Consider the following 22333-nt stretch of genomic DNA (forward strand, 5'->3'; position numbering starts at 1 on the left):
CGGTCTGTAGCCGCTGCCGCCAGGCTGCGCTGGCCCTGATATACGCTTGAAATCTTCAGTGAACATCAGAGCCAGCGCAGCCTGACGGCAGCGGCTACAGGAATCGGGACAGGCCCGTCAGCAGGCGCTCCAGCGCGCCCTGGTTGGCTTGCATCACCGCCCACCCCGCCTGACCAATGCGCTTGGCATCCTGCGGCAACTCGATCAACTTGCGCACCGCCTCGGCCAACCCCGCCGCATCATCCACCTCGATCAACGCATCGGCCTGGCGCAGCATCGCCGCGATCTCCAGAAAGTTGAACACATGCGGCCCACTGAGCACCGGCTTGGCCAACGCCGCCGGCTCCAGCAGATTATGCCCGCCATTGGGCACCAGGCTGCCGCCAACGAAAGCGCTGTCGGCCAAGGCGTAGAGAAACAGCAACTCGCCCATGGTGTCGCCGACCAGCACCTGATGCTGCGCCGCCACCGCTTCGCCGCTGGAACGCCGCACACTGGCAAACCCCTGCCCCACGGCCAACTCGAACACGCTGTTGAAGCGCTCCGGATGACGCGGCACCAGGATCAGCAAGGCGTCGCCATGCAGCGCCAGCAACTGACGATGGGCAGCCAGGATAATGGCGTCCTCGCCTTCATGGGTGCTGGCGGCAATCCACACCGGGCGCTCGCTGGCCTGCCATTCGTGGCGCAAGGCAGCGGCCCGTTCCAGCAGTTGGCCGTCAACCTTGAGGTCGAACTTGATCGAGCCGGTCACCTGCACGCACTCAAGCCGCGCGCCCAACTGGCGGAAGCGCTCGGCCTCGGTTTCGGTCTGCACGGCGATCAGGCTCATCTCGGCCAGCATCGGCGCCGTCAGCTTGGCGAACTTCGCATAGCCGCGCGCCGAACGCTCCGACAACCGCGCATTGGCCAGCGCCACCGGGATGCCGCGCAGGGCGCACTGGTGAATGTGGTTGGGCCACAGCTCGGTTTCCATGATCACCGCCAGGCGCGGCTGCACATGATCCAGAAAACGCCCCGCCGCCCACGGCAAGTCGTAGGGCAGGTAGCAATGCTGCACGCGCGGCTCGTTGGCGAACATCGCCTGGATGCGCTCGGAACCGGTGGGGGTCATGCAGGTGATGGTCACTGGCAGCTCGGGATGACGCTGCAACAGTTCGCGAATCATCGGTGCTGCGGCGATGCTTTCGCCTACCGACACCGCATGCACCCAGATACCGCCGGTGCGCATCGGCGGCAGGTTGCGCGCAAAGCGCTCGCCGATCCGCTTGGCATAGGCCGGCGCCTTGCGTGCACGCAGCCATAACCGCAACGCTACCAGTGGCAGCCCCAGGTGAAACAGCAGGGTGTAAAGAGTTCTGTTCATGGGCGCGGAGTTTACTAGTAGCGCGCCCGCTTAACCAATGGCCCGCAGATGCCAGGTGAAGCACTCGGCCAGGTAACGCGCGGCAGGGCCCAGCGGCTCGTCGCGGCGCCACACCAGTTCCACCACCAGCGCCGGCGGCACCCATTCGCTGTTGAGCTCGACCATTTGCTGCTGGTACGCCGGGTATTGCACCACATGCCGTGGCAGCCAGGCCCAGCCCAGGCCGCGCATCAGCAGTTCGGCCATCACGTAGAAGCTGTCGGCGCGCCAGATCTGCGGGCTGATCGGGTCGCCGCCGGGATAGCGGCTGCTTTCCAGCGCCACCAATAACTGCCGGTGCTGGGCCAGTTGCTGGCGGGTGACGTGGGCATGGGCGGCCAGCGGATGATTCACCGAGCACACCGTCACCATCTCGACGCTGCCCAGGGCACGGCGCTCAAGGGCCGCTGGCATGTGCTCATGGTGAAACAGCAAGCCCAGGTCGGCACGGCGCTCTACCAGCTTGCGCGCCACGTCGCCCGGGGCGCTGTTGGCCAATTGCACTTCGACGGCGGGGTAGCGGCCGGCCAGTTTCTCCAGGCTGTCGAGCACCGGCTGGTAGGGCATGGCCTCATCCTGGGCCAGGCGCAACTGCGCTTCCTGGCCGCGATGCAGGGCCAGGGCGCGACCGTCCAGGCGTTCGCACTGGCGCAGCAACTCGCGGGCCTCCTCCAGCAACGCCCTGCCCGCTTCGGTCAACTGCGGCTGGCGGCCGCTGCTGCGGTTGAACAGGGTCACGCCCAGGTCATCCTCAAGCAGGGCAATTGCGCTGCTGACGGCCGACTGCGCACGCCCCTGCTGGCGGGCCACGGCCGAAAACGAGCACTGCTCGGCCACCTGCACAAACAGCTGGATCTGCTCCAGATTCCATTGGACGCCCATGGCAACCTATCTCCACACCTGATAGGTATTCACTTTACCCCATCTGTCCAGCCACTAGAATGCGAGCCATCTCAAGAGGGTTCCTACCATGACTGCCTACTATTTCCTCGCTATCGCCATCTGCTGCGAAGTCATCGCCACCACCAGCATGAAAGCCGTGAAAGGCCTGAGCACGCCGCTGCCCCTGTTCCTGGTGATCTGTGGCTATGCCATCGCGTTCTGGATGCTGATCCTGGTGGTACGAGTGATTCCGGTCGGCATTACCTACGCCATCTGGTCGGGCATGGGCATCGTGCTGGTGAGCATCGCCGCCCTGGTGGTCTACGGGCAGAAACTGGACATGCCCGCCGTGGCCGGCATGGGCCTGATCCTGCTGGGCGTGGTGGTGATCCAGCTGTTCTCGAAAACCGCCGGGCACTGAGTCTGTATACTGCGGGTCTGTTTTCGCCTGTGAGGTTGCTTGATGTCTTCCGCTATTTCCACTGACGTGCTGATTGTCGGCGCTGGCGTTGCCGGCCTGTGGCTCAACGCCCGCTTGCGGCGCCTGGGCTATTCGACTGTGCTGGTGGAAAACGCCAGCCTGGGTGGCGGGCAGAGCCTCAAGTCCCAGGCCATCATCCATGGCGGCGCCAAATATGCGCTGCACGGTGCACTGACCGGCGCCAGCGAGGCCATCGCCGACATGCCGCGGCGCTGGCGCGAAGCCTTGGCCGGTACCGGCGAGGTGGACCTGGCCGGCGTGCGCGTGCTGTCCCAGGCCCATTACCTGTGGTCGCCGGGCACTATCGCGGGCAACCTCACCAGCTTCTTCGCCAGCAAGGCAGTGCGTGGCCGCGTCGACCAGGTCAAGGGCGACGAACTGCCACCGGCCCTGCAGGACAAGGCCTTCAAGGGCAAGGTCTACCGCCTGGCCGAACTGGTGGTGGACACCCCCGGCGTGATCGAACGCCTGGCACAACTGGGCGGTGACGGCCTGCTGGCCGGCGAGCGCCTGGAGCCGCTGCTGGACAACGGCCAACTGGCCGGCCTGCGCGTGGACGGCTGCGACATCCGCGCCCAGCGCGTGGTGCTCAGCGCCGGCGCCGGCACTGCCGAGCTGCTGGCCAGCCTGGGCATCGACCAGCCCGCCATGCAACGCCGGCCGCTGCACATGATCCTGGCCAAGGGCGCCAGCCTCAAGCCGCTGTACGCCCACTGCCTGGGCGGCGGCACCAAGCCGCGCATCACCGTGACCACCCACCCGGCGGCCAACGGCCAGTGGGTGTGGTACCTGGGTGGCGACATTGCCGAGGCCGACGGCGTGGCGCGCACGCCGGCCGAACAGATCGCCACTGCGCAGAAGGAACTGGGCCAGTTGCTACCCTGGATCGACCTCAGCCAAGTGCAATGGGCCACCCTGCGCGTGGACCGCGCCGAGCCGGCCCAGTCCGGCCTGGTGCGCCCCGACAACGCCTTCCTGGCCGACCAGGGCCCACTGCTGGTGGGCTGGCCAACCAAGCTGGCCCTGGCGCCCGACTTCGCCGACCGTGTCATCGCCAGCCTTGAGCGCGACAGCATCAAGCCAGGCAGCCACGCGCCGCTGCCAGCGCTGCCCCGCCCGCCCATGGGCCAAACCCCTTGGGAGCAATTGCTGCCATGACCGTTGCCACCCTGCACGACCTGCACCGCCCACTGGGCAGCACCGGCCTGAACGTCTCGCCCCTGGGCCTGGGCACCGTCAAGCTGGGCCGCGACCAGGGCGTGAAATACCCCAATGGCTTTACCATCCCGGACGATGCCCAAGCGCGCATGCTGCTGGACCAGGCTCGCCAGTTAGGCATCAACCTGATCGACACCGCCCCGGCCTACGGCACCAGCGAAACCCGCCTGGGCCCGCTTCTGCGTGGCCAGCGTGACGAATGGGTAATCGTCAGCAAGGTGGGTGAGGAGTTCGACGCCGGCCAGTCGCATTTCGACTTCAGCGCCGAACACACGCGCTTCTCCGTGGAACGCAGCCTGAAACGCCTGGAAACCGACTTCATCGACCTGGTGCTGGTGCACTCCGATGGCAACGACCTGGCCATTCTCGAACAGACCGGCGTGTACGAAGCCCTGGCGTGGCTGAAGCAGGAAGGCAAGATCCGCGGCTTCGGCTTCTCGGGCAAGACCGTGGCCGGTGGCCTGAAGGCGCTTGAGACCGGCGATTGCGCCATGGTCACCTACAATCTGAACGAACAAGGCGAACGCCCGGTACTGGACTACGCTGCCAGCCACGGCAAGGCAATCCTGGTCAAGAAGGCCCTGGCCAGCGGCCACGCCTGCCTGAGCCCCGGCGTGGACCCGGTGCGCGCCAGTTTCGAGCTGCTGTTTGCCCACCCCGGTGTCGCCAGTGCTATTGTCGGTACCATCAACCCGTTGCACCTGGCCCATAACGTGGCCACCGCAGCCGCTGTCATTCGCGGGAGCTGAAACACACGGAGCCGCCCACGCGGCCGACCCCGACGCAAGAAGGAGCCGACATGCCGCGTACCCTGATAAGAAAGAACCCCAGCAACTTCAAGACCCTGCCGCTGTTCGTCGAAGCCACCCCCGAAGGGCTGAGCTACCAGAGCGTCGGCATGCCGCTGAACTTCGCCCAGACCCTGCAGCGGCGGCGCCAGGTTGCCGTGGAAGACCCCCAGCGCTTTGCCATTGAACTGGCCAACCTGGGGGTGTCGGTACGCCTGACGCTCAACTGGCAGAATCGCGACTACTGGATTCTGGTACGCCAGCGCCGCCAGGATCGTGGCGACGTGGTGCTCAAGCTGATCTCCGGCTACGTGCCTGCCCACGAGCTGAATCTGCCACTGCTCACCGCCATCCAGGAAGTGGCCGAAGAATGCCTGCTGGAAACCACCGAAGGCTGGCTGATCGGGCGCTTCAACGACACCTGGCTGCCCACCCCCTACACCGGCGCCTTGCACTATCGCGACAAGCAGCCCTTCACCCTGCGCCCGCTGTCGGGCGCAGCGTTGCCGGTACGCAGCGGCAGCCTGAACCTGATCGAGCGGCCGCGCGCTTACGTGCACTTGCCTACGGCATCGCTGCAACTGGTGTATGACCTGCGCCTGGAGGTGCCCCGCGAGGCCAAGTCGTTGAGCCTGTTCCACGTTGACGAGCGTCTGGAGAAAGATCAGTTGGTGGCGCGGCTGGATCGCAGCAAGCCGGATCTGTACCTGATGCCCCTCAAGGACGGCAAGCCGTGCGCAGAGCTGTACACGCTTAAGAAAGGCCAACTGCATGCGGCCAGTACCCGGGGGGTGTGCCTGGCGGAAAGTTTTGCGCCGCAGGAAGGCTGGGTAGTGCGCGAGGAGCGTATTCGCTGGAAGGACTGGCTGGTACAGCAGGGACTGGCGCCCGTGAAGAAAAAATCGCGTTCCAAACTGACGCGCCTGCGGGTCAAGGCGCGACAGTTGGTGCGCTTAGTACGCAGCGGGCTGCACGGTTAGCGTTCGGCCTGATCCTTCAGACGCTTGTCGGCCCAGGTGCGCAGGCGGGCAAACAGATGGAAATAGCGGTTCTCCCGACGCCCCATGCCGCGTTTGGGCGAGAATGATTCCTCGGCGAATTCGCCGGTGATGCGCACCCGTGAAGCCGTGGTATCCATAGTGCAGACCTTGGCACCGACCTGCTGCAACACGTACTTGAGCAAGCGCTCGGAGTGCAGCTTGCGGCCCGTTGCCTCGCAGAACTTGAAGATTTGCTCGACGCGTTTGCCATACGCCTTGTAGGTGTCACGCCCACAAATGGCGAACCGGTCGTTGAGGCCGCCCCACCACTGCCAGTCCGGAATGTACACATTCAGCCGGCGTGCCTGCGGGCGCTTGAAGGCATAGGCAGGGATGGCCGAGTGGTAAAGGATATCGGGCCGTGCAAACACCACGAAGTCAGGGTCGAACGGCTCGATCATCTCCGTTACCTGATGCAGCGAATTGAGCTGGTAGATCAAGTTGCGCAGCGAAGCGAAGTTATCGGCCCAGGTGTCGCCCTGCGCCTTGACCCGCTCGAAATCCCAGCGCTCAAGCACGCCATCGGTGGAGTCGAGCTTACCGGTCATTGCCTGGAACACGTCGTAGTTGTCAGCGTGCAGTTCACCCTGCTCACCGGAACGCTGGTTCTGCACCTGATCGATCTTGTACAGGTGGTAGAAGCACTTCACCTCGCTGCCGGCCGGCAATTGCGCCAACAGGTTCTGCTGGATGGAGGGGAAGCAGATTTCGGAATTTCGCGGGATACCAAAGAATGCCACTGCAACTTTCAACACTTCGCGCCACCTTGGAAATATAGTCGATCACTTCGGCCTGTCTGTCCCACAGGCGTCTACTTGATACGCTTGAACAACCGCTGCCACCAGGAGCGCGGTTGCAGCTTGATGCTGATCACATCCGAGCCCAGTAACCATTCACGCTCGTAGTCCCAGGCATGCCCGCCCCACAGTTTGCCCGCCTCGTTGGAAAAACCCAGCGTAAACAACTGGTAGTGGTAACCGGCACGACGACGCAGCCAATCGAGCACCACCAAGGCATTGAAGCCGGTGGAAGGCCCCACGTAACGCTTGCCACCGGGTCGGTCGACCGGATAGTTCCACAACGGCGGCAGGGGGATGCGCTCGCGCAGCAGGGTGACCTGCGGCAGCGGTGACATGGCCGCCGTGCAGCCCACCAGCACCGTGAAACAGCGCGCCTGCGGGTGTTCGATCAGCTTCATGGCATCAGGGCCGTAAGGCAGGCCGAAAAAGTAAGCATCGGGCGCGTTGAAGCCATGCACGAACACATGGGTGCACAGGGGATTGAGCAGACCGGCCTTGATACAGGTATTGAAGCTGACCACCACGTCACCGGTGCCCAGGCTCAGCGCGTCGATGTCCGCTGCGCTGATGGCCGGGTTGTTGGCCACCAGCACAACCCGAGAAGCACCCGCCAGGCAAGCCTTGAGCTCATCGGGCAGGGCGGCGAACACATCCTGATCGCCACCGGGCAGCGCGTTCAGTGCCATCTCGTTGCAGGTTCCGTCCTGTGAACGCGCCATTCAGCCCGCCACCTTCAGGCCGTGACGCAGTTTGACCAGGAAGCGGGTCACGGCCGAAGGCTGCGGCCAAGGGCGCATGGGGCGTTGAATTTCGGCGGCCAGATCGGCGCCCACGCGGGCGAACGAGTAGCGGCTCTCGGCAAACGCCTGGCCGTTACGGGCAATGCGCTCGGCCAGCTGCGGGTCATCCTGCAGCATCTGCAGTTTTTCCAGCGCCTCTTGCTCGGTGCGATAGAACACGGTGTTGTGCATGTCCTCGAAACCCAGCAGGCGGTCTTCCTCGCCTTGGCTGTAGGCCAGCAGCACGCAGCCGCAGGCCATGGCCTCGAAGTTCTTGATCATGAACTCGCCCATGCCTATATCGGCACTGACGAATACCTTGATGCGATTAAGCATGCGCAGGTATTCATCCCCGGATTTGGTACGGGTCACCAGCATTCCGGTGCGTACCGCCAGCGACTCGAGGATAGCCTTGCGCTGCGCGTACTCTTTGCTTTTCAGGCTGCCCAGAAAACCGATGGGGATATCCCGAGGGCCACCGAGGTTGTGCAGCATCTTCTCGTCATAGCCCTTGGAGACGAATACCGCATCGATGCCCTCATCCACCAGGCGTCGCGCCACCACCGCGCCGGACACCAGCGCGCGACACCATGGCAACGCCGAATAGAGGCGCGAGTAGGCAGTGCGATACTTACTGTTGGGCATGTAGTTCTGGTAAGCGTCGTGCTCCAGGAAAATCAGCCCCGGGATGCACTTGAGCACGTTGAGCTGCGGCAAAAGGCGCTTGACCCGGGAGAAAATCACCACGCGGTCAAAGCTCTGATAGTCCACGGAGGCCAGGAACGGCCCGAGTTTGAGCTGCTGTTCTTTGGTCAGGCGGTAGATAATGCACTCATCACAGTTCTGCTGGACGATCTCGTACAGACGGTCAAGGATCACCCGTTGTTCGCCCATCACCAAGAGCATGACTTTCATATATCGACTTACCACATGACAAAAAAAGGAACCCGTGGGCGGGATCTGGCGATTTGAGACTTCACGCCGGACGACCGCACACGGGACGCAACTGAACTCAAGCGCGCTGGCCTGCTCGTGCAGGCCGGGCACGCAGTCAACGACTACGAATCTTCTCGACAATCGCCGTGGTCGAACTGTTTTCCACCAGGCCCAGCACCTTGACGGTACCGCCGTAGGCGTTGACGATGTCAGCACCCACCACCTGGTCCACCGAATAGTCGCCGCCTTTGACCAGTACATCGGGGCGTACATGGGTCAGCAGGTTTTCCGGGGTGCCTTCGGCAAAACTGATTACCCAGTCCACCGCGCCCAGGCCCGCCAGCACAGCCATCCGTCGATCGACGCTGTTGATCGGACGGCCAGGGCCTTTGAGGCGACTTACCGATGCGTCATCGTTGACCGCCACGATCAGACGGTCGCCCTGAGCCCGGGCCTGCTCCAGGTAGGTCACGTGCCCGGCATGCAGGATATCGAAGCAACCGTTGGTGAAAACGATCTTCTCGTTGTGCGCACGAGCGTCTTCGATGGCCAGTTGCAACTGGTCCAGACTGAGCACGCCACGCTCCGAGCCTTCCTCGCGCTGGATGGCGCGACGCAGCTCCGGCGCGCTGATAGCGGCCGTACCCAGTTTGCCAACGACAATGCCAGCGGCCAGGTTGGCCAGCGCCACGGCGTGGGGCAGCTCTTCGCCAGCCGCCAGCGCGGCGGCCAGAGTGGAAATCACGGTATCACCGGCACCGGTGACGTCGAACACTTCACGGGCACGGGCCGGCAGGTGCAGCGCCGGGTGCTCAGGGCGCAGCAGGGTCATGCCGTGCTCGCCGCGGGTGACCAGCAGCGCGCCCAGTTCCAGCTCGCTCATCAGCGCCGCGCCTTTGGCGACCAGTTCGGCTTCATCGGCACAGCCGCCAACAATGGCTTCGAACTCGCTGAGATTAGGCGTGATCAGGCTGGCACCGCGGTAGATGCTGAAGTCTTTGCCCTTCGGGTCAGCGACAACGGGGATGCCACGGGTGCGTGCAGCTTCGATCAACGCCTGATGGTTCTTCAACGCACCTTTGCCGTAGTCGGACAACACCAGCACCTTGACGCCTTCTAGCAGTTGATCCACTTCAGCCCCCAGGGCCAGCGGGTCGGTGGCGAAGGGTTCTTCGAAATCAATGCGCAGCAATTGCTGGTGACGGCTCATGACCCGCAGCTTGACGATGGTCGGCTGGTGCGCAATGCGCTGGAAATGGGCACGCACGCCCGCAGCCTGCAGGCTGTTGGACAGGCTGGTGGCAGCCTCGTCTTCGCCCGTCACGCCAATCAGCGAAGCTGGCGCGCCGAGGGCGGCAATGTTCAGTGCAACGTTTGCGGCACCGCCTGGACGGTCCTCGATCTGCTCGACCTTGACCACCGGTACCGGGGCCTCGGGAGAAATCCGTGAGGTACCACCATGCCAGTAGCGGTCGAGCATGACATCGCCGACCACCAGAACAGGGGCTTGATCGAATCGCGGCATGGACAACTTCATGGGCAACCCACATACAAAATTAACAAGGGCGGGATCTTATCACAGGGCATGGGCAAAGCTGGCTTGGCACCGATAATCAGGCGCCAGGATTGCTCGTAGCCTGATCGCGGCCACGGGGTTAATCCTTCAGGTTACGCACCCAGAACAACTCATGACGGCGTACGGCCTTGCGGAAAAACTCGTTGTCGCCGGACGCAGGCCACCGGCGCCCGGCCAAGACATGCTGGATCCAACGTCGCAAGCGACGCTTGAGAGGCAACGGCCCTTGCAGGTCGTGCTGCATGCCCAGCGCCATGGCCTTGTCCACCTGCTGCTCGGCGCTCAGGGTCGGGCTCCACAAGCCATCGGCCGGCAATGGCTGGACCGCAGGCGGCAGCGCTATACCGGCACCCGCCGGGCCCATGGGCCAGCGATCGTTGTCGGGCAGGTGATTGGCATAGAGCAGTGCAATTTCGCAGCCCTCAGTACCCTGCAGCGCCTCGCGAAACGCCAGGCCAGTCGCTACGTGATCCGGGTGGGGGTCAAGTTCGGGGTGGGGCATTACCACTACCTGCGGGCGGAAGTGCTTGATCAACCCGCGTAGATCCGCCACCAGGTTGTCCCAAGTGGGCTGCCCGTCGGCATCGCCCGCCAAGGTCAACGGATTGAAGCCGCGCACCGAGCGCGTGTCGGACTCGCCCGACTCTCGCGAGCCGAAGGGGGTCTGCCGGGCGGCCGCCATGGCCTGCAACTGCAGGCAGTAGTAGCCCAGTTGCACGCAGGCATCTTGCCCAACACCGCCCCATAATGGCACTGCCAGACTGTCCCAGGTACGCAGTCGACCCTTGAGCCGCGCTGCCTGCTGACCATCAAGGCCCAGCGCACGGAAACCCTGAGCCTCGATCTCACCCTGGGTGAGGGTGACGATACTGACTTCGTCGGTGCGGTGGTACAGGCCAAAGGCCGCCAGCTCAGCGTCATCGGCGTGCGGCGCGAGCACCATGACACGACGGCGGCTGAAATCAGGGTTATCCAAGGCAACCAGGCGGGCATCGGGCGCCAAACGGCAGTGACGGCCGCGCAGCCGCAATGCTCCGCCCGCCAAGGCCTCACGCTGCCCCGACAAATTGAGGTAGCGGCGCCCTGCCACAGCACGTTCGAAGTCCTGGCGATCATCGCCCACCTGCACGTACGGGTCCACTACGCGGCCCGACAGACCCGCCGTGACGTTCACTTCCAGCAGCAGGGTCTCGCCCGCAGGCAATGATCCGCTCAGCACCAGCGCGCCATCGTTGCCCAAGGTTACCTGTCGGCACTGGGCCGTCTCGGGGAAGATGTACTGGTAGTCGTCGCTGGCACGGTAAAACAGATGATCGGCGAACCATGCTTCATGAGCCACCCAGGCGAGCACGACCAACAGTGGCGCCGACCACCACGGCGCGAAAACCGCAAATACGATCAACACCACCAGCGCCACTATCAGCACGATGCGCTTTTTTCGCCGGTAAGCCTTGAGCAGTTGCTGTTTACGCTCGGACATGGGGTCTCACACCTGATAGACCGGCACCGTATGGCACCAACGGTCCTTGTATTCCCGATCAGCACGGCCAAATGAGTAACGCAGCGGCTTGCCGAGTGCTCTGGCCGCCTCCCACTCCTGCTGAGTGTTGACGAAGCTCAACACACTGCCAGGGCTGAACTCGCGACTCTGAGGATCGACGCCACCGTTGATGTACTCAACCGACACCCAGCCCGGCGCCTCTACCTTGTACAGAACCTGGATGGCCACGGGGGCATCGCCCAACAGCACTACAGAGCCGGTCATGAATTCGCGCATAAGCCCGAACACCGCGCCCAAATGCTCCAGGCCGGGTGCCGGTTTGCCCCAACGGCGCTGGAACAGGTCGGCGTAGATATCGGCAAGCTGCTGCGGGCTGTAGTCGGCCACCGGGCGCAACTGGCCACCCGCCTCTTCCAGCAGGCGCATTTCACGACGCTGGTTATAGCGAAACTTCTTCGAATACTCTTCAGGTTCCCTCGCCAGGGCCAGACCCTCGGGTTGCGCCCTGAGCGTGGTAACGCCGGGCTCGTTGAGCTGGGAAATATAGCGCCCCTGCTGACGCAGCGGTACCTTGGCGGCACTGTCGACCGGCAGAATGATTTCGGCATTGCCCAGATCGAAAAGCGCGCGCTGGCCGCGGCGCTTGAGCACATCCTTGGACAGCGCCAAGTCGCGCCCCCAGCAGGCCACGGCGCCGACACGCTCGCCGGCCTGCTCGAACCCCAGGTAGCGCACCGGGATGCCAGCCAGGCCAGCCAGCCGCTCGACCACCAGCGGGTGGGTAGCGACGCTGCCGCCATGGCGGTGCCAGGTCAGTGCGTAATCAGCTGCATCGATCTGACTCCAGCCACGTTCACGCCAGCAACGAAACCGGTTCAGCACAGGTCAACCGCCCGCGCTTCGGAGTCGTCGCCCTTCTCGAACTGACGCGAATGCAGCCGCGCGTAATAGCCCTGCATCGCCAGCAGCTCTGCATGCGTGCCACGCTCGACGATTTTGCCCTGGTCCATGACCAGGATCAGATCGGCTTTTTCGATGGTGGTCAGGCGGTGAGCGATGACCAACGTAGTGCGATTTTTCATCACCTCGTCAAGGGCGCCCTGGATGTGGCGTTCGGACTCGGTATCCAGTGCCGACGTGGCTTCGTCGAGGATCAGCAGCGGCGCGTTCTTCAGCAAGGCCCGGGCGATTGCCAAGCGCTGGCGCTGGCCACCGGACAGCAGTACGCCGTTCTCGCCCACCAAAGTGCTGTAGCCGTCGGCCATCTTGTCGATGAACTCGTCGGCGAATGCCAACTGGGCGGCACGTTTGACATCCTCCAGCGGCGCGCCGCAGAGGTCGCCGTAGGCAATGTTGTTGGCAACCGTGTCATTGAACAGGGTGACAGCCTGGGTGACCAAGGCGGTGTGTTTGCGCAGGTTGCGCAGCGTATAGTCCTGAACCTCGACGCCATCAAGCAGAATCTGCCCCTCAGCGTGTTGATAGAAACGAGGCACCAGGCTGGCCAGGGTCGATTTACCGCTGCCCGAGCGCCCTACCAAGGCCACCATCTGCCCGGATTCGGCAACAAAACTGATGTCATCAAGCACCTTTTCCTGCTTGCCCGGGTAGGCAAAGCTCAGGTTGCGCACTTCCAGACGGCCGCTGACACGGTCGACTTCCACGGTACCGCCGTCGACTTCGGTCGGCTCGTCCAGCTGTTCGAAGATGCTCTCGGCACCGGCAACACCCTTTTGGATGGTGGAGCTGACTTCCGACAATTGCCGAATCGGCTTGGGCAGCAGGCCGGCCATGGTGATATACGCCACCAAGTCACCGGCCGACGAATCGCCGCGAAGGTAAAGCACCAGGAACATCACCGCTGCCATGCCACTGTAGGTCACCAGTTGCAGCATCGGGGTGTACACGGCACCCGTCTTGGTCATCTTCAGCTGCTTATCGGTGTTGCTCTGGCTGGCCTTGCGGAACCGCTCCTGCTCGTAGGCCTCGCCACCAAAGCTGCGCACTACGCGGTAACCATGAATGGTCTCGGACGCCACGTGAGTGACATCGCCCATGGCCACCTGGATTTTCTTGCTCTGCTTGCGGAATTTTCGGCTGGTGCTGCCCACCATCAGGGCGATGATAGGCAGGATCGCCAGCATCACCAGGGTCAGTTTCCAGTTCATCCACAGCAGCGAAATGAACAGGAAGATAACGGTCATACCCTCGCGTACCACCACCTTGATGGCGTCGGTGGCAGCACCCGTGACCATGGTCACGTTGAAGGTAATGCGCGAAATCAAGTGGCCCGAATTGTGGTTGTCGAAGTAACGATTGGGCAGGTCCAACAGCTTGTTGAACAGCACGATGCGCAGGTCCTGGATCAAGCCCAGCGACACACGCGCCAAGAAGAAGTTGCCCAGATAGGAGCCCACGCCCTGCCACGTAGCGATCAGCACGATCATCAGCGGCACGGCCTGCAATAATTGCAGGTGCGCCAGGAGCGGAACGTTGGGGAACAGCGAAGCTTCGGGATTGGCAAGACCATCGACGAAGTACTTGAGGATATAAGCCAGCATGGGCTGCGTCGAAGCGAAGATCAGAAAACCGACGATGCTCAGCACGAACAGGCCAATGTAAGGACGCACATAGGTCAGCAGGCGCAAATAAATCTTGAGTGTCGATTGCGCTTGAGGTTCTGGGCTGCTCATAGGGATCCGCACACGAAAAAACGCAATGCTAACACAATGAACAATCCCCTTGAATGAACTAGGCGACAGGTGAAAACGGGCCAACTCGGGTAAGATGCTCGACTGTTTTTCGAGGACGACCCATGCAATCGCTCAACCATTCTTCATACCTGGCGCTTCGCGAAGGCGCCAAAGTACTTGAGGCAGACGGCTCGGGCGACAAGGTTCTGCTGTTGGCCGACGGCCGCTTTCTGAAACTGTTCCGGCGCAAGCGGCTATTCACCTCGGCGGCGCTGTTCCCCTATGCTCAACGCTTTGCCAGCAACACTCAGCGCCTGCTCGAACGCGGCATCCCATGCCCTCACGTGCTGAACGTGTATCGCATTCCCAGCATCGAGCGCGACGGCGTTTATTACGAACCACTGGCAGGCGATACCCTGCGCCAGCTGATGGCGGACCCCGCCAAGGCGCAAGCGCTGCGCACCCAGTTTGGCGCTTTCGTTGCCCGCCTGCATGATCAGGGCGTGTACTTCCGCTCCCTGCACCTGGGCAATGTGGTGCTCACCCCGCACGGCACCCTCGGGCTGATCGACATCGCCGACCTGCGCTGTTATCGCCGGTCACTGTCCGCCAGCAAGCGGCTGCGCAACTTCCAGCATATGCTGCGTTACAAGGCTGACCTGCAGTGGCTGCGCGGCGAAGACGGAGCGCAGACTTTTCTGGACGGCTACCACCAGGCATTGCCCGCGAGCCTCGCCGAGTCCGGCCTGATGTCACGCCTGGGCGCGGCCCTGGCGTGACTAGCGGCCGATGACCACCATGGCGGCGTGCTTGCGATTGGCAAAACGCGCCAGCACCTGCATGTGGTTTTCGGCCAGCCAGGCCTGCAACCACGGCTCGTTGGCATCGGCATCCAGCACAAAATACTGATACTGCTGGCTGGCCGGGGCGGCCATGGCCTGCTCGCGGGTCACCACCGGTAACGTGTACCCGCGCTTGGCGTAATACGATACTCGCCCATCCTCGTAGTAAATGGCGGCATCCGGCGTTGTGTGCTCGGCCAGCCAGTGCGCGGTCCGGATGTACTGAGTCTTGGCTGCCCCCAGCGACAGCACATTGGACAACATCACCAACAGCCCCACAGCCACCAGCCCCTTGGCCAGCCGCGGGCAGGCCTGGGCAAACGCCGTCAGCAGCAATGCATACAATGGCACCGCAAGCAGGCTGAGCTCGCTCAGGTAGCGGCCGTTGAGAAACTGCATGCGCACGTAGAAAATCATCAACACCGCCAGGTACGCCAGCGCTATCCACGCGGCCAGCCTGAAGTCGCGCCAGTACAGGGCGAAAGCGCGCCATTGACGAGCCTGCAGGAAAGGCAGGGAAAACGGCCCCATCAGGCTGATGAACTTGATGACCAGCGAGGCCACCAGCCCGAAGAAAATGATGCGCCCCGCCTCGTCCGCCGAGTACTTGTAGATCAGCGAGTCGGCGAACTGCCGTGACAACTGGTTGAAGGCCGCGAATACGGTGCTGGGGCGCAGCATCTCGAGATAGACGTTCAACCGGCGAATCTGCACGTGCCCTGCCAGCACCACCGCCAGCAGACTGATCAGGGCCAGGGCCGGCAGCCAGAACAACTGCAGGCACGCGCGGCGGCCCGCCGCGTCACGCAGGCCGGGTAATTGCCATAGCAACAGCGCGGGATAAAGCACGACCGCCTCGAGACGAAACAGCGCCCCCAGCAAAATGGCCGCATGCACGGCGAGCGCGCGCCACCAGCCGCCCTGATCGCTCCAGCGCATGGCCAACCACAGCGCCAGCGTGCAAAAGAACCAGAACCCGAACTCCCGGATAATGTCATCGCGGAACTGATTGACCGCAGGCATGGCCAACACCACCAGGCACGCCCAATAAGCAGCCCTTGGCGCGCGCTGCCGCACGCAGTCGACCATGAGGGCGCAGGTACCCGCCAGGAACAACACACCCCACAGGTAGGCCGCCGCCTCCATGGGAAGCCTGAGCAACAGATGAGTGCCGGCAAGCAGGAAGGTGAACCAGGGCCAGTCGAATGCCTCCCAGCCCCTGCTCAGCCCGTGCTGGGCAACCTGCTGGGAAATGTCCATGTAGAACGCAGCATCGCGCGCCAGCACATCGACGCCCAGCAGGGCGATACAAGACAACAACACACTGCCCAGGAAGGCCAGGCGAACCGCAGAAACGTCAGCCAAACGCCCCAACAGGGCAGGCAATACTGTCGAGCGCATGAATTCAGGCCTTGAACAATAGTCGCAATGCTTTACTCAGATAGGGCCAACGCAGCGCCTGGCGCAAGCTAAGCTTGAGTGCCTTTCGGTAGAACCCTCTTGCCGCAGCATAATCACGCGCCTGATAGGCCGCGCGAAACAATGAAAGGTAACGCTGCGCTACATATCGCGGCCGCAGAAACTGGCAACTCTGCGGCAACGAGGAAAACACTTCGTCTGCCATCTCCAGCGCGTACGCTTCTTCATTGGATCGATCATTGCGCAAACTGTCGGCGTGCTTGTGAATTCTGGCCACCACCTGATCGGTCACCACCGTTTGACCATTGACCAGGATAAACGCAAAAACCGGGACATCCTCACCCGTACGCAGGCGCTGGGGATAAGGTCGCTGGGCGAGCAATTCGCGCCGCACCAACGTACAGCTATGGGAAATTGAAATGCATTTATGCAGCAGGTAGGCACGCGCAATATCCGCAGGGCTGGCGCCCTTCACCGGCGCGGGCGTGCGAAGGCGCTCACGGCCGTCGGGCATCACGGACAGGTGCCCTGCCAGCATCAGATCTGCCCCGGGGTGGGCCGTCAGCATGGAGCGAAACACCTGCAACGCCGACGGCACGAGTTCGTCGTCGGCATCCAGGGGCAGCACATACTGCCCCCGTGCGTTGCTCACGCCCAGGTTTCGCGCCGAGGCAGCGCCGCCATTGGGCTGCCGGATCACCCGGATCGACGGCGAGCGCTCGGCATACCGGGCCAGCACAGCACCGGTATCGTCCGTGGATCCATCATCAACGATGACAAGCTCTAAATCATCTGCCCACTGACCCAAAACTGAATCCAGTACGCGCGGCAGATAGTGCGCGTAATTATACGTAGGTACAACGACGCTGATCAGCTTGTCATTTGATGTCATTCGGTCCCGGCATCCTTTACCACCAAAATATCTTCCATTATTAAATACTGTAAATCGGAGCCGAAGAACATATTTAACGCATCGGTTGGCGAACAAATCATCGGTTCACCACGGCGATTGAGGGAAGTGTTCAACGACACGCCGTTGCCGGTCAAGTCCTCCAACGCCTTCATCATGTCGTAGTAACGCGGGTTGTACTCACGCTTGAGCACCTGGGCGCGCGAGGTACCGTCCTCGTGCACCACTTCCGGCACGCGGGTCTTCCACTCTTCAGCCACTTCGAAGGTGAAGGTCATGAACGGCGCAGGGTGGTCGATCTTGATCATCTGCGGCGCCACGGTGTCGAGCATCGACGGGCAGAAAGGCCTCCAGCGCTCGCGGAACTTGATCTGGTGGTTGATGCGATCAGCCACGCCCGGCACGCTTGGGCAGCCGATGATCGAACGACCACCCAGCGCACGCGGGCCGAATTCCATGCGGCCCTGGAACCAGGCCACCGGGTTGCCGTCGACCATGATCTGGGCGATCTGCTGCGGCATGTTCTCAAGCTTGCGAAACGCCGGCTTGTTCGGGTGACGGGCGCACGCGGCAATCACGTCCTCGTTGCTGTACGACGGGCCGAGGTACACGTGCTCCATCTTCTCGACGGGCACGCCACGGGCATGCGACACGTAGGCGGCAGCGCCCACGGCGGTGCCGGCGTCACCGGAAGCCGGCTGCACGAACAGTTCTTTCACGTCGTTGCGGGCAATGATCTTCTGGTTCAGCTTGACGTTCAGCGCACAGCCACCGGCGAAGGCCAGCTTGCCGGTTTCCTTCAGCGTGTCGCCCAGGTAGTAGTCGATCATCTGCAGCGCCAGCTTCTCGAACAGCGCCTGCATGCTGGCCGCGTAGTGGATGTACGGCTCGTCGGCGATGTCGCCTTCGCGCTTGGGCCCCAGCCACTCGATCAGTTTTGGCGAGAAGTAGAAACCCTTGCCCTTCTCTTTGTAGCGGCGCAGGCCGATGACGTTGGCGTAGTCGGTGTTGATCACCAGCTCGCCGTTTTCAAAGGTGGCCAGGCGCGAGAAGTCATACTTGCTGGCGTCGCCGTACGGCGCCATGCCCATGACCTTGAACTCGCCGTCGAGCATTTCGAAGCCCAGGAACTCGGTGATCGCGCCATACAGGCCACCCAGCGAATCCGGGTCGAAGAATTCCTTGATCTTGTGGATCTTGCCGTTCTCGCCGTAGCCGAAGAACGTGGTGGCGTACTCGCCCTTGCCGTCGATGCCCAGGATGGCGGTTTTCTCTTTGAAACCCGAGCAATGGTAGGCACTGGAGGCGTGGGCCAGGTGGTGCTCCACCGGCTCGATCTTGATCTTCTTGGGGTCGAACCCCAATTGCTCCAGGCACCAGACGATCTTGTTGCGGTAGCGCTTGTAGCGGCGGTTGCCCATCAGCAGCGCATCGAGGGCGCGGTCCGGGGCGTACCAGTAGCGTTTGGCGTAGTGCCAGCGAGCCTTGCCGAACAGGCTGATGGGCGCGAACGGAATCGCTACCACGTCAACGTCGGAAGGTTTGATGCCGGCCTGCTCCAGGCAGAACTTCGCCGACTCATAGGGCATGCGGTTCTTTGCATGTTTGTCACGAACGAAGCGCTCTTCTTCGGCGGCCGCGATCAGCTTGCCGTCGATGTACAGGGCTGCGGAAGGATCATGGCTAAGGGCGCCGGACAGGCCAAGAATCGTCAATGCCAAGGGTCTAGCCTCTTTAAACGGAATATGTGCGCCGAGGGCCGAAGGGCTGTCGGCGGCGAAAGGGCGGGATTATAGCGCATTCGTGCGGGGGGCTGCATATGGGGGCGGCGAGGGGGCGATGTAGGAAGTTTCAGCTTTCTAGGTAGGGCAAACGTGGTGCGAGCTTTCCGCTTGCCAGCCCGAAGAGAATCTTGTGCATCGTATCGGGCACGCTGCATGAGCCGAGCAGGCGAACGGATCATTGCCGCCCCCAAGGGCGATCTCCTTCCGGTAGCACCACTCGCCCCTTGGCGGAGCCATTACACACCTGATCGATCGTTAGCGCTCATCAATGCCCCCGACCTCTTCCAAATCACCCATTTGCATGGGGCCCCTCTTCTTCGAGCGAAGTAGCGAGAAACAGGTAGCGCTCGCGCCGTGCAGCACCCCTTGAAAAAATAAAGTTGTTTGCCTCCAATATAAACATTCACCGGCAGCGCGAGCGGCAAACAACATGACCTACCTTACTGCGATGTTATGGTTATATTCACACTGCATATTTCCCCCGCACGATTAAACCATGAAAATTCGGCAACGGCATTCATGGCGAGCACACCGGGATAGACTAAATGCGTGATTTCAAGAATGCCGGTACCGTACGCCTCTCCGGCGACCCCTCCAGCCAATTCAAAACCGTGCATCGCAATCAAGCGACCGCTGCCAGGTGGCGCTATATCGTGGCGCCCGATTGACAACCCATACTCCGCTTCCAGAAAAAAAGCCGGGGAGTTTTCGCCGAGTCCGGAGAAAGCGGAAAACCACGAGTATTGATCATCAAAGATAGCAAACTGAAAACGCTGAGCCTCCCATCGAATAGGGCGGCCGCCTTCGCTACCCTTAACGCTCACCGTATGCGGCGCGACGGCGAGCGATGTATCAATTGGTTTACGAGACTCATGTTTCGTCTGCTTGATTCCCTTAGCGTCAGCCATAATATTCACCTGCCAATATAAGTACAATACCAAGTTACAACTGCACTCCGACCACTTCAAGCTGACGACAAACATATTCAAACTGACTTAACCCGAAAAACAATCAACAGGGTAAACATATGTCAGCGGTAACGCTCACGTATTGGTAAACTTGTACGATTCTGTACATTTCCCCTGCCGGACTACCATCCCCAATGACCTGCGCCCCACCCTTCCTGCGACGCCGCTCCCTACTCACCGGCCTGCTGCTGGCCAGCCCCTTGGCCCAGGCCGATACGCCGGAGATCGTGCTCGATTCCGTGGTGGTCAGCGGCGCGCGCAGTGAAAGCAGTACCTATGACCTGCCCTATTCGGTAGACGGGCTGACGAAAGAACAGATCAAGGACGGCCAGTTGGGCATCAACGCTTCGGAGGCGCTGCAACGGGTGCCGGGGCTGGTGGTGCAGAACCGCCAGAACTACGCCCAGGACTTGCAGATTTCCTCGCGCGGCTTTGGCGCGCGGTCGGCGTTCGGGGTACGCGGCCTGAAGCTGATCGCCGACGGCATTCCAGCCAGCACGCCCGATGGCCAAGGCCAGGCGGCGACGTTCAACCTGGACACCGCAGAGCGCATCGAGGTGCTGCGCGGCCCGGCCGCGACGATGTATGGCAGCAACGCCGGCGGGGTGATCCAGATGTTTTCCCGTGATGGCGAAGGCGCCCCCAAGGTCGGCGCCGAGACGCTGATGGGCAGTGACGGCATGAGCAAAAACCATGTGTATGCCGAGGGCGGCATCAATGACGATATAGGTTTCGTGCTGGACGCCTCGCGCATGGACACTGACGGCTATCGCGACCACAGCGCTGCGCGCCGCGACACCACTTTCGCCAAGCTCAACCTCAAGCCGGACGATGACAGCAAGCTGACACTGATCTACAGCAGCCTGGAGCAGAACGGCACCCAGGACCCGCTGGGGCAGACCTGGGCTGCCTACAAGGCTGATCCACGATCGGTGGCGACCAATGCCCTGACCTACAACACGCGCAAAAGCATCGACCATCAGCAACTGGGCGTGACCTACGAGCGCTACCTGGGTGATGCGACGCTGCAGGCCACGACTTACTACGGCACGCGTAGCGTGATTCAGTATCTGTCGATACCCAAGGGCACGGCAGCCGATACCCGGGGCGGCGGCGTGGTCAACTTCGACCGCACCTTCTACGGCGGCAGCCTGCACTGGATTCAGCCTATCCTGTCAGCCCCCGGCGACCTGAAAATCATCGCCGGCCTGGACTACGATCGCAGCCAGGATGACCGCCAGGGTTACCAGAACTACAGCGGCAGCACCCTGGGCGTGAAAGGCGCCATGGCCCGCGATGAAATCGACACCGCCACCAGCCTTGACCCTTTCGTGCAAGCCAACTGGGCGCTGGGTGACTGGACCCTGCAGGCCGGGTTGCGCCACAGCACCATGCGCATGGACGTGGATGACAAATTCCTCAGCAACGGCGATGCCAGCGGCAGCAAGGACTACCAGCAGAACACCCCGTCGCTGAGCGTGATGTATGCGTTCACCGAAAACCTGCATGGGTATGTCAGCGCGGGCAAGGGCTTCGAGACCCCGACCCAGGCCGAGATGGCCTACGCACCGGGCAGCGTCGAAGGCTTCAACTTCGGCCTCAAGCCGTCTGAAAGCCGCCAGTACGAAATCGGCATCAAGGCCAAGGTGGGCGCCGACACGCGCATCAACGCCGCGCTGTTCCAGATCACCACCGAGGATGAACTGGTAGTGGCCGAGTCCACCGACGGCCGCACCAGCTACCAGAACGCCGGCCGCACCCTGCGCCGCGGCCTGGAACTGTCCCTGGACAGCCAACTGACCCCGACCTGGAGCACCCAGCTCGCCTACACCCATCTCAACGCCACCTACGACAGCAACTTCACCAGCGGCAGCGGCACCACCGCCAAGCAGGTGGACAAAGGCAACTACCTGCCCGGTGTCCCCAAGGACACCCTGTTCGGCGAGTTGAAATGGCAGCCGCAAAGCTGGGTCAGCACGGCCATCGAAGGCATGTACCGCAGCAAGGTCTACGTGGAGGACACCAACCAGGAAAAGGCGGCACCGTCCTACGCGGTGTTCAACTGGCGCGCGCGGTTCGAGCAAAAGGTGGACCACTGGACCTTCCACCAGACGCTGCGCCTGGACAACCTGCTGGACCGTCAGTACGTGGGTTCGGTGATTGTCGGGGACAGTAACAAGCGGTACTACGAGGCTGCGCCGGGAAGGTCGTGGTATGCGGGGGTGGGGTTGGAATACGGGTTTTAATCCCCCCGAGCCAAGCCTGTAGCCGCTGCCGAAGGCTGCGCTGGCCAATGTGCCCACTGGAGAAC

General features: G+C 62.4%; 19 protein-coding genes. 6 read left to right on the forward strand and 13 right to left on the reverse strand.

The features are described 5' to 3' along the window. Positions 1–94: 94 nt before the first annotated feature. Positions 95–1366: a lipid IV(A) 3-deoxy-D-manno-octulosonic acid transferase gene (gene waaA, locus ACZ9GA_RS25965; RefSeq protein ID WP_457359774.1), complete on the reverse strand. Its 1272-nt coding sequence runs from the start codon at positions 1364–1366 to the stop codon at positions 95–97. Positions 1367–1396: 30 nt separating this feature from the next. Next, the gene (locus ACZ9GA_RS25970) at positions 1397–2287 is read right to left on the reverse strand and encodes a LysR family transcriptional regulator (RefSeq protein ID WP_457359772.1); all 891 of its coding nucleotides are present in this window, start codon (positions 2285–2287) and stop codon (positions 1397–1399) included. A gap of 88 nt (positions 2288–2375) precedes the next feature. Here ACZ9GA_RS25970 and ACZ9GA_RS25975 point away from each other — a divergent pair, with 88 nt between their 5' ends. Genes ACZ9GA_RS25975 through ACZ9GA_RS25990 form a run of 4 tightly spaced genes read left to right on the forward strand, consistent with a single transcriptional unit; the run spans position 2376 to position 5754 of the window. After that, positions 2376–2708, forward strand: a complete 333-nt coding sequence (locus ACZ9GA_RS25975; RefSeq protein WP_457359770.1) for a DMT family transporter — start codon at positions 2376–2378, stop codon at positions 2706–2708. 42 nt (positions 2709–2750) lie between these two features. Continuing rightward, entirely contained in the window at positions 2751–3926 is a 1176-nt protein-coding gene (locus tag ACZ9GA_RS25980) for an NAD(P)/FAD-dependent oxidoreductase (protein ID WP_457359768.1), read from the forward strand. Next, positions 3923–4735 (forward strand): aldo/keto reductase, encoded by an 813-nt coding sequence (locus ACZ9GA_RS25985; RefSeq protein WP_457359766.1) that lies wholly within the window; start codon positions 3923–3925, stop codon positions 4733–4735. Before ACZ9GA_RS25980 ends, ACZ9GA_RS25985 begins: the two co-directional genes overlap by 4 nt. Before the next feature lie 50 nt (positions 4736–4785). After that, the gene (locus tag ACZ9GA_RS25990; RefSeq protein WP_457359765.1) at positions 4786–5754 is read left to right on the forward strand and encodes a metal ABC transporter ATPase; all 969 of its coding nucleotides are present in this window, start codon (positions 4786–4788) and stop codon (positions 5752–5754) included. Here the strand turns inward: ACZ9GA_RS25990 and ACZ9GA_RS25995 are convergent. The 7 genes from ACZ9GA_RS25995 to msbA form a co-directional block, all read right to left on the reverse strand. Continuing rightward, a complete protein-coding gene (locus ACZ9GA_RS25995) occupies positions 5751–6569 on the reverse strand; it encodes a hypothetical protein (RefSeq protein WP_457359763.1) in 819 nt (272 codons plus the stop codon). The genes ACZ9GA_RS25990 and ACZ9GA_RS25995 overlap by 4 nt on opposite strands. A gap of 56 nt (positions 6570–6625) precedes the next feature. After that, positions 6626–7333 carry a hypothetical protein gene (locus ACZ9GA_RS26000; protein ID WP_457359761.1) on the reverse strand — a complete coding sequence of 236 codons (708 nt, stop codon included), beginning with the start codon at positions 7331–7333 and terminating at the stop codon, positions 6626–6628. Further along, positions 7334–8308, reverse strand: a complete 975-nt coding sequence (locus ACZ9GA_RS26005) for a glycosyltransferase family protein (RefSeq protein WP_457359759.1) — start codon at positions 8306–8308, stop codon at positions 7334–7336. Between the two features lie 136 nt (positions 8309–8444). Beyond that, positions 8445–9866 (reverse strand): bifunctional D-glycero-beta-D-manno-heptose-7-phosphate kinase/D-glycero-beta-D-manno-heptose 1-phosphate adenylyltransferase HldE, encoded by a 1422-nt coding sequence (hldE, locus tag ACZ9GA_RS26010; RefSeq protein WP_457359757.1) that lies wholly within the window; start codon positions 9864–9866, stop codon positions 8445–8447. Between the two features lie 118 nt (positions 9867–9984). Then, a complete protein-coding gene (locus ACZ9GA_RS26015) occupies positions 9985–11385 on the reverse strand; it encodes a PIG-L deacetylase family protein (protein ID WP_457359756.1) in 1401 nt (466 codons plus the stop codon). Positions 11386–11391: 6 nt separating this feature from the next. Next, positions 11392–12288 (reverse strand): GNAT family N-acetyltransferase, encoded by an 897-nt coding sequence (locus ACZ9GA_RS26020; RefSeq protein ID WP_457359755.1) that lies wholly within the window; start codon positions 12286–12288, stop codon positions 11392–11394. Then, the gene (gene msbA, locus ACZ9GA_RS26025) at positions 12282–14099 is read right to left on the reverse strand and encodes a lipid A export permease/ATP-binding protein MsbA (protein WP_457359753.1); all 1818 of its coding nucleotides are present in this window, start codon (positions 14097–14099) and stop codon (positions 12282–12284) included. The genes ACZ9GA_RS26020 and msbA overlap by 7 nt, the downstream gene beginning before the upstream one ends. Positions 14100–14221: 122 nt before the next feature. On the opposite strand from msbA, the gene ACZ9GA_RS26030 reads away from it, so the two are divergent. Then, positions 14222–14878: a lipopolysaccharide kinase InaA family protein gene (locus tag ACZ9GA_RS26030; RefSeq protein ID WP_457359751.1), complete on the forward strand. Its 657-nt coding sequence runs from the start codon at positions 14222–14224 to the stop codon at positions 14876–14878. Here ACZ9GA_RS26030 and ACZ9GA_RS26035 read toward each other — a convergent pair whose 3' ends face one another. From ACZ9GA_RS26035 to ACZ9GA_RS26050, 4 genes are all read right to left on the reverse strand, one after another. Then, positions 14879–16342, reverse strand: a complete 1464-nt coding sequence (locus tag ACZ9GA_RS26035) for a hypothetical protein (protein WP_457359749.1) — start codon at positions 16340–16342, stop codon at positions 14879–14881. 4 nt (positions 16343–16346) lie between these two features. Beyond that, the gene (locus ACZ9GA_RS26040; RefSeq protein ID WP_457359747.1) at positions 16347–17252 is read right to left on the reverse strand and encodes a glycosyltransferase family 2 protein; all 906 of its coding nucleotides are present in this window, start codon (positions 17250–17252) and stop codon (positions 16347–16349) included. After that, complete coding sequence (locus ACZ9GA_RS26045; RefSeq protein WP_457359745.1) at positions 17249–18991, reverse strand: carbamoyltransferase family protein; 1743 nt, start codon at positions 18989–18991, stop codon at positions 17249–17251. The genes ACZ9GA_RS26040 and ACZ9GA_RS26045 overlap by 4 nt, the downstream gene beginning before the upstream one ends. Positions 18992–19494: 503 nt before the next feature. Beyond that, the gene (locus tag ACZ9GA_RS26050; protein ID WP_457359744.1) at positions 19495–19962 is read right to left on the reverse strand and encodes a hypothetical protein; all 468 of its coding nucleotides are present in this window, start codon (positions 19960–19962) and stop codon (positions 19495–19497) included. A 194-nt stretch (positions 19963–20156) separates the two neighbouring features. Here ACZ9GA_RS26050 and ACZ9GA_RS26055 point away from each other — a divergent pair, with 194 nt between their 5' ends. Then, positions 20157–22268: a TonB-dependent receptor family protein gene (locus tag ACZ9GA_RS26055; protein ID WP_457359742.1), complete on the forward strand. Its 2112-nt coding sequence runs from the start codon at positions 20157–20159 to the stop codon at positions 22266–22268. The last annotated feature ends 65 nt before the right edge of the window (positions 22269–22333 follow it).

It is taken from the genome of Pseudomonas sp. TE3644, from assembly GCF_056278815.1.